This is a genomic window from Vagococcus sp. QWL-13, assembly GCF_058683555.1.
This window is the reverse complement of sequence record NZ_CM178746.1, coordinates 1,350,491-1,364,471: the sequence shown is the minus strand read 5'-3', so window position 1 is coordinate 1,364,471 and position 13,981 is coordinate 1,350,491. Positions and strand designations below refer to the sequence as shown.

Below are 13,981 nucleotides of genomic sequence, written 5' to 3'. Positions count from 1 at the left end.
ATTCAAATTATATTAAGTGATTATTTTCACATGACAAAAGAAACCGACAGGGCTCTCTCAACACAATTATAGCCTCACCCTATTACAAGGTCAATCTATGACTATAGCTAACACTATGAAAATAATAATCTCATGGGTTTTCAATGATAGTCTGATGAATATTTCTATGCCTAATTTTAATCGCGACGTTTTTTAATGCTGTATTTCTGACAAAAAATTTGCAGCGTCAGCTTTTCCATCCAAAATCTTGCCTGTTAAAAATAACATTTTTTTGAAAAATGAGTGCCAAGCACATCTGTATACAAAACGTACTGTTTTTAATATAATCTAATTGTAAACTTTGTATTAGACCATGAAAATTCTATATGTTTGAATATAGCTTTTCTACATAAACATTCCCAACAAATGTTTTCTAATACAAAGTTTTTCATTTTTAAGTTTAATAAATCAAGCTGGAAAGCTGACAACGAAAAAAATTCAAAGAAACATCGGTTTTAAAACTACACCCCCACAAAAATTGCCATACGACAGCAAATTTTTTGCGGGGGTAAATAATCATTTTCCCTTGTTCTTTTTTCTTCCCAAGTATTTCAATCCGTTTTGCTGCCTTTTTAAATGAACGTAGCCTAAGATGACGATGATTAGAGCACCAAAGAAATTGATAATCAGGTCTTTCATCGTATCTCCCAGTGCATCATGGCCAACTAAAATGTTGCCATGGGCTGTCATAAACTTTTGCATGTTTGTCCCCAAAATATGGTCAGCGAGATATTCGTAAATTTCCCAAACTACACCGCACGTAATCGCAAAACAAAAAGCGAACAAACTAACAAAAAAAGGACTAAGCTGCAGTTTGCTTTTGACTTTATAGTTTAAAAAGTCAACAATCACGAATCCTAACGCACCGAGCATGATTGAACTGAAACCGTGAAGAATATTGTCCCAGAAAGGAATTTTATAGTAGAAATTTTGCACTTCCCCTAGATAAATCGCACAAAATAAGAAAAGAAAATAAATAATTTCCATCATATCGGGAATATCTACATTGAATAGTTTTTCCGCCCTGTGGGGAAGAAAAATAACTACCATTCCTACCAAACACTGCAAAATCATCAAAACGTAATCGGTTTTTACCAGCTCGTACTCTTTGTTGGATACACCGGAAGGCGCACGAGTCAACATTATCGCTGCATAAACAACTGATAATGCTAAGAGAATAAAAACTATTTTAAATATCAAATTCTTTCTTTTAAAAATAGTTTCTTTTCTTTTATTGATTGGCATTAATTTCCTCCTTATAAATTTGTAGATAGACACTGTTATTAACAGAATATCAATGGTATGTAAACTTTTCATGGATAATGAATGAAGTGTTCAACTACGCTCTTTTATTTTCATAATTTCTGTGAGTCAATTCTGAAAAGCTTCTGTGGCTGTTTCATTTTCGTTTAAAATAAAGGTTTTTCTATGAAACTACTGTCTGTCTTCCTTTTTAAATTGTAGCAAATTTAAAAATGGACAACAAATAATTGTGTATATTTTCCCAATTTTATACATTTTTCTCTTTCTTAGAATAATGAACCTTACCCTATTGGAATCCCTCTCAAAGTTTCTTTTGAAGTGTTTTTAAATACATGGATTAAACTTTCATCCGAAAATATTCTTGCTATAATAGGAACAAAGGGTGGTGTTAGTATGCCTTATGGGTACGAAAATATTTATTTGGAATTGGAGAGTGAAATCAAGGAGTTGACCACTTTCCCGACTCGTGTAGGACTCGAATTGATTGAGAGAGACGACATCGACAACAACCTGTTAGCGGAAGCCTTTACTGCCATGCGAAACGAAAAACGCATCACTGGAGAGCTGATCGGGAGTTCAGAAGATCCGATTCTAATCGTACATTCTGTGGATTTCTAGCTGTCAAACTATTGAAAAAGCTAAAAAGAGTCAATGATCTTGAGAAATGTCATTGACTCTTTTTGATTTATCCCTCAATCTCTTTTTGAACATTTAGTTCATGACTAGAAGATATTCCAGCAAATCTCACCGGCAGTCAAACTTGATGACTGCCTGACAATTTGTCAGATTAGTGATTAAAGTTGACTAAAATGTCCCCGTCCCCCGAATACACTATAATCCGGTTGTCTTGTTTACTTCCCTGACTGCTTTTCCCTCGGTAAGCCTGACCATCTAAAAGTATATCCCCATCATCTGAATCTAAATCAAGTTCATAATCTTTCCTTTTTCCCTCAACGCCTAATAAAAAATCCCCGTCATCACTGTTAAACTCAAACAGATTTAAAATCATTTCATTACCCGCAAAATCTCCATCTGCCACACTAAGAAAACTTTCACTAATCTTAGAGTGATCGATTGCAATGTCTCCGCTGTTACCATCATGTTGCAATTTTCCGATGGTGCTGTCGTTTATTACCAGATCCCCATCTGCCATGTTGATAAAGAGGGAATCTGATGTGAGCTTATTAAAATAAAAGTCCCCGTCATTTGACTCCATCTCTATGTTTTTTACATTGATGTCCTCAACATAAACATCCCCGTCTCCTGTCATCACACTCATATCCTGACCAGCAAGTTGTTGGAGCGTCAAATCCCCGTCGCTCAACTCCATAGTGATCTTCTCTGCACTGAGATTACCTACAACGACATCGCTGTCCTCGGTGCTGAGTTCTAAATTTTTTAAGGATGTTTTCCGCGGCACCGTAAGCACAATAACCCTTCTTTTCGAATTGAAACTGAAAAACGGATTTCCAAGAACCTCTTCGGATAAAAATAATTCTCCGTCATCCACGCTCCACTCTATCTGATTCTCTTTTATATTTTCAAATGACAGCTCAAACTGTGAGCCTTCCTCTATGACTAAATCAGCATCGGATAAATCCATGACCACACTGTCAAAACTATCAATAGTTTTTGACGTCATTGCGCCTTGCCACGGCCATCCCGTAAAATTTCTAATCAGCAAAAAAATTCCAGCTGCTGCTATAACCCCTAACCAAATGACTCGCTGTTTTTTCAACAGTAACCCCTCCTCTTAAACACTTCACTTATAAAGTCTTATCACAATTATATAATAAGAAAATTTATAACACATAGGACTAAAGAATGAACTTCAATGCATTGAATCGAAAGATTTGTACCATTTTATCTAAAATAGTGTGAAAATTACGAACATTCTGATAAAATATTTAATTATCCTATTCTCAATAATTGTTTGAATCTAAATATCATGCTATATTGAATTTGGACTATAAATTATCAAAGGGGAGTGACGAATGAAAAGAAATTTAGTGTTACAGACAGATTTTGGTTTAGGAGATGGTGCTGTCAGTGCTATGTACGGTGTTGCCTACACCGTGGATGCGACAATCGGAGTTCACGACTTGACTCACGATATTCCGCCCTATGACATTTGGGTAGCTTCTTACCGATTATATCAGACGGTTCAATATTGGCCTAAGGGAACCGTTTTTGTTTCCGTCGTAGACCCAGGCGTGGGGAGTGCAAGACGAAGTATTGTGTGTAAAACAAGTTCCGGACACTATGTAATCACACCGGATAACGGAACTTTGACCCACATCTCCCATTATGACGGTATAGAAGAGATTCGTCAGATTGACGAAGTGAAAAGCCGCCTGCCCCACTCGGAAGAAAGCCACACATTCCACGGCAGAGATATTTACGCCTATAATGGTGCCCGTTTAGCTTCAGGGGAAATAAGTTTTGAAGAACTCGGGGAAATCACTGATAAAGAAACCATCGAGAAACTTTCCATTATTGAAGCTTCTCAACAAGGAAGTATTCTGACGGGGAGCATCGACGTGCTTGATGTACGCTTTGGTTCTTTGTGGACCAATATCCCGCTTCACTATCTTAAAAAAGTCGGCATCCAACATGGGGATAACGTTCAAGTCACTATTTTCCATAAGGATAAAAAAGTTTACCAAAATTTGATGCTCTTTGCAAAATCTTTTGCTGACGTGCATGTGGGCGAGCCATTGGTCTATGTTAATTCTTTAGTGAACTTAGGCGTGGCTGTGAATCAGGATTCTTTTTCCAAACTTTATAATATCGGGACTGGCATCGACTGGACCCTTCAGCTTAGAAAAGCACCAAAAATAATTTTTGAAAACTAAGGAGAGATAAATTTATGAAGAAAGATTTTTCTGTTAAAACAATCGTTGCTATTGGTATCGGCGCGGCAGTATTCGTTGTGCTGGGGAGATTTATCAGTATTCCCACCGGTGTACCCAACACCAATCTAGAAACAACTTATCCATTTTTAGCCCTGATGTCCGCCCTTTTCGGTCCCATTGCCGGATTTCTGATTGGATTTATCGGGCATACGATTAAAGACATAACAACTTACGGGCCTTGGTGGAGTTGGATTATCTGTTCAGGATTGATTGGTCTTGTTTATGGCGTTATCGGGAAACAGTTTGATTTGGAAAGCGGAAAATTTTCCGTGAAAGATATGATAAAATTTATTGTGCTTCAATTTATTGCTCAGCTGGTAGTATTTGGCCTTATTGCACCGTTTTTAGATATCCTTATTTATCAAGAGCCAGCGAACAAAGTCTTTACTCAGGGCGTCATTGCTTCTATTGCAAACGGTGTTTCCGTAGGAGTATTGGGAACTATTTTAATGAAACTTTATGCTTCATCACGTACGGAAGAAGGAAGTTTAACTAAAGAATAAGATGGAGTTTTGCAAATGAATCCAATCATTGAATTTAGCAATGTTTCTTTTCAATATCATAGCCAAGCTGAACCGACGTTAAAAAATATCAATGTCCGTATTCACCCGGGAGAAAAAATTTTAGTGATTGGTCCCAGCGGCAGCGGAAAATCAACCTTTGCCCATTGTATCAATGGCTTGATTCCCCACATTTATTCCGGGGAAATTCAAGGCGAGGTGCTGATAAACGGGAAAAATGTCTCAAAAGAAACGATTGCCGACCTTTCTTTCCAAGTAGGCACAGTCCTGCAAGACACTGATGGACAGTTTGTGGGTTTGACTGTGGCCGAAGATATCGCATTTTCATTAGAAAATGAAAATGTGGCACAATCTGTCATGAAAGAAAAAGTCAATCAGTTTGCCGATATCGTTGGGTTGGGGCAACACCTCAGTCATCGTCCCCAAGATTTGTCGGGAGGACAAAAACAGCGCGTCAGTATGGCTGGGGTGCTAATCGATGAAGTACCAGTCCTCCTTCTTGACGAACCTTTGGCAAATCTTGATCCTGAAAGCGGACAGTACGCGGTCACTTTAGTTGACGACATTTGCCGGTCCAATCAGACCACTGCGGTAATTATCGAGCACCGTTTGGAGGATGTCCTTCACCGTCCTGTGGACCGTATCATTGTGTTTAATGACGGAAGGATTGTAGCTGATACCACACCTGATGCCCTGTTAAAATCAGACTTGCTGGAAAAAATCGGTATTCGCGAGCCCCTCTATGTGACGGCTATGAAATATGCCGGGGTTGATATGACTGCTGCAACATATTTAGAAAACATCAATCAGGTAACAAGTCCTGACTTGACCAAAAAAATCACGGAATGGCATGAAACGATTCCTGCACAGCCATACATAAAAAAAGTAGAGCCTCTTCTATCTCTTAAACACATTGATTTTCAGTATACCAAGCACGGAAAAAAAGTGCTGAATAATCTCTCCCTTGATATCCATAAAGGAGAAATTTTTAGTATCGTTGGGAAAAACGGCTCTGGAAAATCGACCCTATGTAAAGCGATTTGCGGTTTTATTACGCCGCAACGGGGGGAGATGACATGGAAAGAGGAAGATTTCACCACTTTTTCTATCAAAGAGAGAGCGGACAATATCGGTTTTGTCATGCAGAACCCCAATCAAATGATTTCAAAAAAGATGATACGTGAAGAGGTCGGCTTGGGATTGCTGCTCCGGGGTATACCGGAAGAAGAAATCAATCAAAAGGTGGACGATACACTGAAAGTCTGCGGTCTTTATCCTTTTAGAAACTGGCCCATCTCTGCTCTCAGTTACGGACAAAAAAAACGGGTCACTATTGCTTCCATCCTCGTGTTGGAACCAGAATTGATTTTGCTTGATGAACCTACTGCGGGGCAAGATTTACGCCACTACACTGAAATGATGCAGTTTCTAAAAAAACTGAACAAACAAGGACTAACCATTGGTATGGTCACTCACGACATGCACTTGATGCTGGAATATGCTGAAAGGACAATCGTGATTGATGAAGGAATGGTGGTTGGAGATACTTCCCCTGTGGCAGTCCTGACCGATCGGGAGATTGTCAAACAGGCTTCACTCAAGGAAACAAGTCTATTTTTATTTGCCGAAAAAATCGGGCTGAAAGATCCGGTAACATTTGTCGATAAATTTATTGCTTATGATAAGGAGGTCAGACTTCAATGAATTTTCAAATCTTAGGATATATTCCAGAAGATACTCCTATTCATAAATTAAACGGGGCGGCAAAATTGATTGCTCTGATCCTCATTTCCATTGCAACCATGACAACTTATGATACTAGATTTCTTTTAGCTGCCGCAGTCATGTCATTAATTTTATTCAGGATTTCCGCAATCAAATGGCACCAAATTTCTTTTGTCGTAAAATTTATAACTTTTTTCTCTGTTCTCAATCTGATTGCCGTTTATATTTTTTCCCCGGAATATGGTGTGACTATTTACGGCACAAGACATGTCCTTTGGGAAGGGTTTTGGCGCTTCACCATAACCAGCGAACAGCTTTTTTATGAATTCAACCTTTTATTAAAATATTTTTCAACTATTCCGATTGCTCTCATTTTTATTTTGACGACAAATCCCAGCGAATTTGCCTCAAGTTTAAATAAAATCGGTGTCAGTTATAAAATCAGTTATGCTGTTGCGCTGGCTTTGCGTTATATCCCTGATATTCAGGAAGATTACTTTGATATTTCAGTCGCCCAGCAGGCGCGCGGCTCTGAAACATCAAAAAAAGCGCCGTTTTCACAGCGCATCAAAGGAGCAGTCGCTATTGTTTCTCCTTTAATTTTGTCCAGTATCGATCGTATCGAGTCTATCAGTACCGCCATGGAATTACGGCGATTCGGTAAAAAAAAGACGCGCACATGGTACATGGCAAAACCATTCAACAAAGCTGATGGTGTGACTATCGCCATTTCCATAGTGACTCTTGTCCTTTCCATCGGGTTGTATTTTGTCAATAACGGCAGATTTTATAATCCTTTTCAATAAAACGAATCAAAATGTCCGGCAGAGTGTTAAAAATGTCCGGCATTTTGATTCGTTTTTGTTTATTTCATATTATTGATTTTTCAGAAAAAAACCTTCTTCTTCTAGATAGGCCTCTCCCGCTTCTTTTGTTTTGAAAATTCCTTCGATACTTTCTGTTTGCATAACGACTCCCCAAACAGGTGCCATGTATCTTAAACGCAGCACATCTCCCCGGTCATCTTCCCAACGTTCTTCATATCCGTCTGGAAAACCATCCTCAGTTTTTTTCAACTCTTCGATGCCCAAACGAATCAGCTGTCTCAATTCTTCTTCTGAAGCATCTATAACAGAAAGATAGCCGTCCTTAGTTTCAGCCGCAGGCAAATAGCCGGCATAAACAAAGGCATTGTGACTTTTGGGATGCAGATGTTTTACTACCACAGTTTTAGCAACGGCACTTTCATTAAAATGATAATTCAACCGGTTCATAGATACTTTCTGTTCTTCCAACTCTGAAAATTCTTCTATAATTTTTTTCTTTTCTTCAAACGTCAGCACTTGCTTCTCCTTTTAATCTTGATGATGATATTTTTTCTATTCTATTTTTAACAAATCAACAACTTTTTTATAATGCAAGTAAAAAGCATCTGAGAGAAACATCGGGCCATTGTTTCTCCCAGACACTTTGGCAAACATCAAATCAAATAAATTTTAGTAATTATCAAGCTTTCGATTCATTTAGGCGAACGATTTCCACAATGACGTCTGTGGCTTTTTCCATGCTTTCCACTGCCACAAATTCAAAACGTCCATGCATGTTTTCCCCGCCGGCAAAAATATTTGGGGTAGGAATGCCCATATAAGAAATTTTTGAACCGTCTGTTCCTCCTCTGACAGGTTCTACTTTTGGCGTGATACCTGAATTGACCATGGCTTCTTTTGCCAAATCGATGATACTCATGTCTTTGGCAATGATTTCACCCATATTATAATATTGATCATACATATTTATTTGGATTCTCTCCTGATCAAAAGCAGCATTCAGTTTGGATTGAATTTCTGTTATTTTATTTTTTTTGTTTTCGAATTTATCACGGTCATGATCTCGAATAATATAACAAAGTTCTGCTTCTTCTACATTGCCGTTCAATTTCATCAAGTGGAAAAATCCTTCGTAGCCTTCTGTTTTTTCCGGTACTTCTTCAGCAGGCAGCAAGTTGTGAAAATCTATAGCCAGCTGCAGTGCATTAATCATTGTGTCCTTAGCAGTGCCCGGGTGAACGTTCATCCCTTGAATCGTGATGTCTGCCTGTGCTGCACTGAAAGTTTCATAATTCAATTCGCCCACAGGTCCCCCGTCCATTGTATAAGCGAAGTCAACTGCAAAATCGTCCACATCAAAACGGTCGGCACCTACACCGATTTCCTCATCAGGACCAAAAGCAACTTTGATTTTCCCATGTTTGATTTCAGGTGTTTTCAGCAAGTACTCCATGGCTGAGATGATTTCTGCGATACCAGACTTGTCATCTGCTCCTAAAAGGGTAGAACCATCTGTCGTTATCAGTGTTTGTCCTTCATAATTAGCAAGATTAGGGAATGCTTTTACTGTTAACTTGTATTTCCCTGCTTCATCCAAGGGGATATCAGATTTCCCATCATAATTTTCAACAATTTGCGGATTCACACCCACCGAATTAAAATCTGCCGTGTCCATATGAGCAATAAAACCAATACTTCTGACCCCTTCTTTGTCAGTATTAGCTGGTAACTCTGCTGTCACAAAGCCGTTTTCATCATTATACTTAACTGCGGACAAACCAATGTCATTAAGTTCTTCCACTAACATTTTTGCAAATGCCACTTGGCTTTCTGTCGAAGGGACAGTCTTACTTGCAGGATTGGATCGGGTGTCGATTTTTACATACTTCAAAAAACGAGAGACTAAATTTTCATACATTTTATCAAGCTCCTTTAAAAATTAGTAATAAATAAACGGGTTGGTATTTACTGTTGATTCTATGAAGTCCACATCCCAATTATACTCTTTTTTCCACTCATTACATAACAAAACGATTCTAGATTTACAAAGTTCTTCGATATAGTGACCTGCATCAATAACGCAGCACCCGTCTGTTATCATTTCATGACCCGTATGATAGTAAACATCCCCAGTGATATACACATCGGCCCCTTTTGCCAAAGCATCAGGATAAAATTTTTCTCCGCTCCCGCCGCAAATTGCCACCCGACGGATATTTTTTTCTGTTGTGGGACTAATCAAACGCAGCCCGTCTAAATGAAAAACCTCTTTCACTTTCTGTATAAAATCTGTTAAAGCAACAGCATTTTTTAAGTTGCCTATCCGCCCTATGCCATAAGATTTTCCATCTATTTCGTGGGTTTTTGTCACATAATCTGTATCACCGATGCCCAACAGCTCGCAAAACCAGTCATTTAACCCGTCAGGAACAATATCCATATTGGTATGGGCAGCGTAAACTGCGATATCGTGTTTTAGACAATCCCCGTACATTTTATGCTGCAGATTATCCGTAGCCAAATTTTTGATTGGCCGGAAAATCGGAGGGTGTTTGGCAATCAGCAAATCTATTTTTTTCTCAATAGCTTCTTCCACAACTTCTGGACGCACATCCAAAGTAATCATAATCCGCTCCACCGGCTTATTCAATGTGCCGATATGCAGTCCCACCGGGTCCCCTTCTTCTGCCAACTCCAGCGGAAAATGTTGTTCAAAACGCTTGATAAACTCTAAAGCTTGTAACATTTATGTCAACAACTCCTTTATCCATTCGATTTTCTCTTCTGTTTCGGAAATTTTTTGTTCATCTGTTTGAGCGGCTTTTTTTAAACCAGATAAAATATATTGGTATTTTTCTAACTGCTTGCCCCATTTTTCGTAAAAAACATCTGTTTGATGTTTGAGCAGGATGGGACCAAAAAATAATTCTTTCCGGCTGTAGCTGAAAGTTTCAGGCTTTTTAATCGCAACTATAATTTCATAAATCTTGTCGTCTTCTTTTAAAATTTCTTCATGGGTGATTAAGTATCCTTCTTTTGCCAGCCATCCCCGTAGTGCAGGCTCTCCTACATTGGGTTGGAGAATCAATGTTTCCTGTCCCGTCAAATGCCCGCCGGATTTCCCTCGCTGTAAAATATCACGGATCAAACTCCCGCCCATCCCGGCAATGGTAATCACATCGATTGCATCTGCGGCAGAGATAACTTCCAGTCCATCTCCCAAGCGTACATGAATTTTATCCTGCAGTTGAGAAGTTTCCACTAACGACCGAGCTGATTGGTAAGGTCCGTTCACAACTTCCCCTGCAACTGCAAACCGTATTTTTTTATTCAAAATCAGCCAAGCCGGCAAATAAGCGTGATCTGAGCCAATATCAGCCAGTCTGGCATTGTCAGGAACAAGATCTGCCACTGCCTGTAATCTGCCAGATAATTTATGTTCATTCATCTGTCTATCAACTTCCTCGATTTATTGTCTTTAATATTATACCATTGTTTCACGCCATGAGTGGAAAAACTAAATGTTTTTAAAAATGAAATCAACCCTCATTCTAATAGACAAAAAAATGAAACTTCTTGACTTTTAAAAAAGAAAAACCAGAAATCCCATCGACTTCTGGTTTAGCAAGGCTTATTCTAAAAAGTCTTTCAATTGTTTGGAACGGGAAGGATGACGTAATTTTCTCAAAGCTTTCGCTTCGATTTGACGAATCCTTTCACGTGTGACGCCAAATACTTTCCCTACTTCTTCGAGGGTCCGTGTCCGGCCGTCATCTAGACCAAAACGCAAACGCAAAACATTTTCCTCTCTGTCCGTCAGCTGGTCAAGCACACTTTCCAACTGCTCCTTCAACATTTCGTAGGCGGCATGTTCTGCCGGGCTTGTGGCATCTTGATCCTCGATAAAGTCTCCCAGATGAGAATCATCTTCTTCCCCTATCGGCGTTTCCAAAGAAACCGGTTCTTGGGATATTTTTAAAATCTCGCGAACTTTTTCTGTCGGCAAGTCCATTTCTGCGCCAATTTCCTCTGGTGTAGGTTCTCTGCCCAAATCCTGCAATAATTGACGCTGAATACGAATCAACTTGTTGATGGTTTCTACCATATGCACCGGGATACGAATCGTACGTGCCTGATCAGCAATCGCACGGGTGATAGCTTGACGGATCCACCAAGTGGCATAAGTTGAAAACTTAAAACCTTTAGTGTGGTCAAATTTTTCTACAGCTTTCATCAATCCCATGTTTCCTTCTTGAATTAAATCAAGAAACTGCATGCCACGCCCAACATAGCGTTTAGCGATACTTACCACTAACCGCAAGTTAGCCTCGGCTAATTTTTGCTTGGCTTCTTGATCTCCATCAACAATACGCAGGGCAAGCTCCACTTCTTCTTCAGCGGTCAATAAATCGACACGACCAATTTCTTTTAAATACATACGTACTGGATCATTGATTTTAACGCCTGCGGGTGCGGACATGTCCTCCAGTTCTTTTTGATCGACTTCACTTTCAGTTTTTTCCAAACTTCTTTTGGCCGGTTCGCCATCTTCATCCACTACACTGATTCCCTGATCTTCAACACGCTGGATCAAGTTATCCATACCTTTGGCTCCTAATTCATAGGGAGTGGCGACACGATCTGTCAAAACATCATACAAGACTGCGCCTTTGGGTTTATATTCTTTGATCACTGCTTTCACTGCCTGATCATAAGTTAGTTTTTTTTCTGCCATGGAAGAAATCCCCTTTCTACGTTCCTAATGATTCTTCAATTTCTTTTGAATTTCAATTATTTCGATTGACAAAGCCAGCTCTAACTCTTTATCGCCGGCCCTGGCAGCTTCTTTCTGATTTTTTAATTTTTCTCTTTTTAGCAATTCAAGACTGTTTTTTTCAATCACCCGGATATAATCATCAATCTCCTGATCGGTACTTTCATCTGACATTTCCAAATAAGAAATATCGATTATTTTACGTTTTAAGTGATCCTCTTGTAAGTAATTTAAAAAATCAGCTTCAACAAATTGACCATGCAGCATCATATACGTTTCAAAATGTGTAAACAATTCTTGATAGTCATCATGGGCAAAAGAAAAGTTTTTCTCGTTTTTTAAACGATTAGCCACATTTTGTTCATGAAAAATCCGGTACAAAAGCATCTGTTCTGTTTTTTCCACTAGAGTCAGTTTTGCCTCTTGCTGTGTCAAAGGCGTAACTCGCTCAATTTCCGGCACACCGTAACTCTCTCGCTGATGATATGAGCGCTGCTGACGGCGCTGCTGCCTTTCAGCCTGCAGCACTTTATCAACTTCGGTTTGGATCGCTTCTTCCGAAACTTCGAACATCTCAGAAAGCTGATGGACATAGACCTCACGTTCGATGACTGAAGGAACTGTTGCCAGTTCTTTAATCATCTGATCTAAATAAGCCAGTCTTTCATGTTCATTTTCCAGATTTTTATCTTGTTTAAAATAAAGCATTTTGAACGTAAAAGGGGACTCACGATGATTTTTTACCTGCTCTTTAAATCGTTTGCCGCCATATTTTTGGATATAATCGTCGGGATCAAGTTTTTCCGGCAACATCAGGACACTGACATCTAGGGAAGAATGGTCAGTGAAACTCTGCAAGGCACGATAGCTTGCCTCTCTTCCGGCATTATCCCCATCATAACAAATCAGCACTTTTTTCACCGTGCGTTGGAACATCATCAACTGTTCGTTGGTCAAGCTAGTCCCCATCGAAGCCACGCCGTTTTTAATCCCGGCACCGGATGCTGAAATAACATCCATAAACCCTTCAAATAAAATCAATTCATTTTCTTTTCTACCCACTGCTCTCGCTTGATCAAAATTATAAAGCACTTGCCGTTTATTAAATATTTCTGTTTCAGGACTGTTCAAATATTTTGGCATTCTTGCCGACTCTTGGAAATCTTCTAAAAACAATCTTCCTGAAAAAGCCGAGACTTTTCCTTGGGCATTGCGTATGGGAAACATTATTCTGGAATAAAAGCGGTCCAGTTGTTCCCCGTCCTCTCTCACTGTCACCAAACCAGAATCACGGATTAGCTGATTATCAGTGTTTTCTTGTTGAAAAACTTGTTTTAACAACGTTCTTTCTGCCGGAGCAAAACCGATTTGAAACTCTGTTATCTGTTCTTCGCTGATACCCCTGTCTCGCAGATATTTTAACGCATGCTCGCCCACTTGGGTCCGAAGTAAAATATGGTGATACAACTCCGCAGCTTTTTCGTGCAATGCTATCAGCTGGACATCTTTCTGTCTGCGGCTGTCCTCAGCCGGAGATATCGCCGAAGAAAATTGAAAATCCACATGCATGTGACCTAAGTCTGCAACTTTTTCAATGGCCTCTGGAAAGCTCACGCCGTCGATTTCCTGAATAAATTGGAAAACATTACCGCCCTTGCCGCAACCGAAACAATGAAAAATTTGTTTGTCTTCTGCCACTGAAAAAGATGGCGACTTTTCCTCATGAAACGGACATAAACCAAAATAGTTTTTCCCTGATTTTTTTAATTGGACATACTGGCCGACCACATCAACGATGTTGGTTCCAGCACGAATCTCTTCTATGACTTCTTGCGGAATTCTACTCATGGTTTTCTCACCCTTAAGGAATGTTTGAACTTCAGCTGAGACAAAAATAGCTGTCAAAAGTCGCACTAA

The 13,981-nt window shown here is 39.4% G+C and carries 13 protein-coding genes; 5 read left to right on the top strand and 8 right to left on the bottom strand.

Features of this window, described 5'->3' with window-relative positions:
* Positions 1-555: 555 nt before the first annotated feature.
* Entirely contained in the window at positions 556-1,284 is a 729-nt protein-coding gene (locus tag AC4PHI_RS06305; RefSeq protein ID WP_492201455.1) for a DUF2238 domain-containing protein, read from the bottom strand.
* Positions 1,285-1,695: 411 nt separating this feature from the next.
* Between AC4PHI_RS06305 and AC4PHI_RS06300 the strand changes: the two genes are divergently transcribed.
* Positions 1,696-1,920, top strand: coding sequence for a hypothetical protein (locus AC4PHI_RS06300; protein WP_492201454.1), 225 nt, complete (start codon positions 1,696-1,698; stop codon positions 1,918-1,920).
* Positions 1,921-2,089: 169 nt separating this feature from the next.
* Here AC4PHI_RS06300 and AC4PHI_RS06295 read toward each other — a convergent pair whose 3' ends face one another.
* The gene (locus tag AC4PHI_RS06295; protein ID WP_492201453.1) at positions 2,090-3,040 is read right to left on the bottom strand and encodes a DUF4097 family beta strand repeat-containing protein; all 951 of its coding nucleotides are present in this window, start codon (positions 3,038-3,040) and stop codon (positions 2,090-2,092) included.
* Positions 3,041-3,296: 256 nt separating this feature from the next.
* Between AC4PHI_RS06295 and AC4PHI_RS06290 the strand changes: the two genes are divergently transcribed.
* The 4 genes from AC4PHI_RS06290 to AC4PHI_RS06275 are packed head-to-tail and all read left to right on the top strand — an operon-like array spanning position 3,297 to position 7,269.
* Entirely contained in the window at positions 3,297-4,157 is an 861-nt protein-coding gene (locus AC4PHI_RS06290) for an SAM hydrolase/SAM-dependent halogenase family protein (RefSeq protein ID WP_492201452.1), read from the top strand.
* A gap of 14 nt (positions 4,158-4,171) precedes the next feature.
* Positions 4,172-4,720, top strand: a complete 549-nt coding sequence (locus AC4PHI_RS06285) for an ECF-type riboflavin transporter substrate-binding protein (protein WP_492201451.1) — start codon at positions 4,172-4,174, stop codon at positions 4,718-4,720.
* Between the two features lie 15 nt (positions 4,721-4,735).
* On the top strand, positions 4,736-6,442 hold the full coding sequence (locus AC4PHI_RS06280) for an ABC transporter ATP-binding protein (RefSeq protein WP_492201450.1): 1,707 nt from the start codon (positions 4,736-4,738) through the stop codon (positions 6,440-6,442).
* Positions 6,439-7,269 carry an energy-coupling factor transporter transmembrane component T family protein gene (locus AC4PHI_RS06275; RefSeq protein ID WP_492201449.1) on the top strand — a complete coding sequence of 277 codons (831 nt, stop codon included), beginning with the start codon at positions 6,439-6,441 and terminating at the stop codon, positions 7,267-7,269. The genes AC4PHI_RS06280 and AC4PHI_RS06275 overlap by 4 nt, the downstream gene beginning before the upstream one ends.
* Before the next feature lie 69 nt (positions 7,270-7,338).
* Here the strand turns inward: AC4PHI_RS06275 and AC4PHI_RS06270 are convergent, their stop codons facing one another.
* The 6 genes from AC4PHI_RS06270 to dnaG form a co-directional block, all read right to left on the bottom strand.
* Complete coding sequence (locus tag AC4PHI_RS06270; RefSeq protein WP_492201448.1) at positions 7,339-7,806, bottom strand: hypothetical protein; 468 nt, start codon at positions 7,804-7,806, stop codon at positions 7,339-7,341.
* Between the two features lie 163 nt (positions 7,807-7,969).
* Complete coding sequence (gene pepT, locus AC4PHI_RS06265) at positions 7,970-9,208, bottom strand: peptidase T (RefSeq protein WP_492201447.1); 1,239 nt, start codon at positions 9,206-9,208, stop codon at positions 7,970-7,972.
* A 21-nt stretch (positions 9,209-9,229) separates the two neighbouring features.
* Positions 9,230-10,036: a Nif3-like dinuclear metal center hexameric protein gene (locus tag AC4PHI_RS06260; protein ID WP_492201446.1), complete on the bottom strand. Its 807-nt coding sequence runs from the start codon at positions 10,034-10,036 to the stop codon at positions 9,230-9,232.
* On the bottom strand, positions 10,037-10,738 hold the full coding sequence (locus AC4PHI_RS06255; RefSeq protein WP_492201445.1) for a tRNA (adenine(22)-N(1))-methyltransferase: 702 nt from the start codon (positions 10,736-10,738) through the stop codon (positions 10,037-10,039).
* Positions 10,739-10,921: 183 nt separating this feature from the next.
* A complete protein-coding gene (gene rpoD, locus AC4PHI_RS06250) occupies positions 10,922-12,025 on the bottom strand; it encodes an RNA polymerase sigma factor RpoD (RefSeq protein ID WP_492201444.1) in 1,104 nt (367 codons plus the stop codon).
* A 24-nt stretch (positions 12,026-12,049) separates the two neighbouring features.
* Complete coding sequence (dnaG, locus tag AC4PHI_RS06245) at positions 12,050-13,912, bottom strand: DNA primase (protein ID WP_492201443.1); 1,863 nt, start codon at positions 13,910-13,912, stop codon at positions 12,050-12,052.
* Between the last annotated feature and the right edge of the window lie 69 nt (positions 13,913-13,981).

What these genes read in the sequence shown, in the direction of transcription:
- dnaG (WP_492201443.1), bottom strand. Translation starts at nt 13,912, where the DNA reads ATGAGTAGAATTCCGCAAGAAGTCATAGAAGAGATTCGTGCTGGAACC.
- AC4PHI_RS06275 (WP_492201449.1), top strand. Translation starts at nt 6,439, where the DNA reads ATGAATTTTCAAATCTTAGGATATATTCCAGAAGATACTCCTATTCAT.
- rpoD (WP_492201444.1), bottom strand. Translation starts at nt 12,025, where the DNA reads ATGGCAGAAAAAAAACTAACTTATGATCAGGCAGTGAAAGCAGTGATC.
- AC4PHI_RS06285 (WP_492201451.1), top strand. Translation starts at nt 4,172, where the DNA reads ATGAAGAAAGATTTTTCTGTTAAAACAATCGTTGCTATTGGTATCGGC.
- AC4PHI_RS06280 (WP_492201450.1), top strand. Translation starts at nt 4,736, where the DNA reads ATGAATCCAATCATTGAATTTAGCAATGTTTCTTTTCAATATCATAGC.
- AC4PHI_RS06305 (WP_492201455.1), bottom strand. Translation starts at nt 1,284, where the DNA reads ATGCCAATCAATAAAAGAAAAGAAACTATTTTTAAAAGAAAGAATTTG.
- AC4PHI_RS06255 (WP_492201445.1), bottom strand. Translation starts at nt 10,738, where the DNA reads ATGAATGAACATAAATTATCTGGCAGATTACAGGCAGTGGCAGATCTT.
- AC4PHI_RS06290 (WP_492201452.1), top strand. Translation starts at nt 3,297, where the DNA reads ATGAAAAGAAATTTAGTGTTACAGACAGATTTTGGTTTAGGAGATGGT.
- AC4PHI_RS06300 (WP_492201454.1), top strand. Translation starts at nt 1,696, where the DNA reads ATGCCTTATGGGTACGAAAATATTTATTTGGAATTGGAGAGTGAAATC.
- AC4PHI_RS06260 (WP_492201446.1), bottom strand. Translation starts at nt 10,036, where the DNA reads ATGTTACAAGCTTTAGAGTTTATCAAGCGTTTTGAACAACATTTTCCG.
- pepT (WP_492201447.1), bottom strand. Translation starts at nt 9,208, where the DNA reads ATGTATGAAAATTTAGTCTCTCGTTTTTTGAAGTATGTAAAAATCGAC.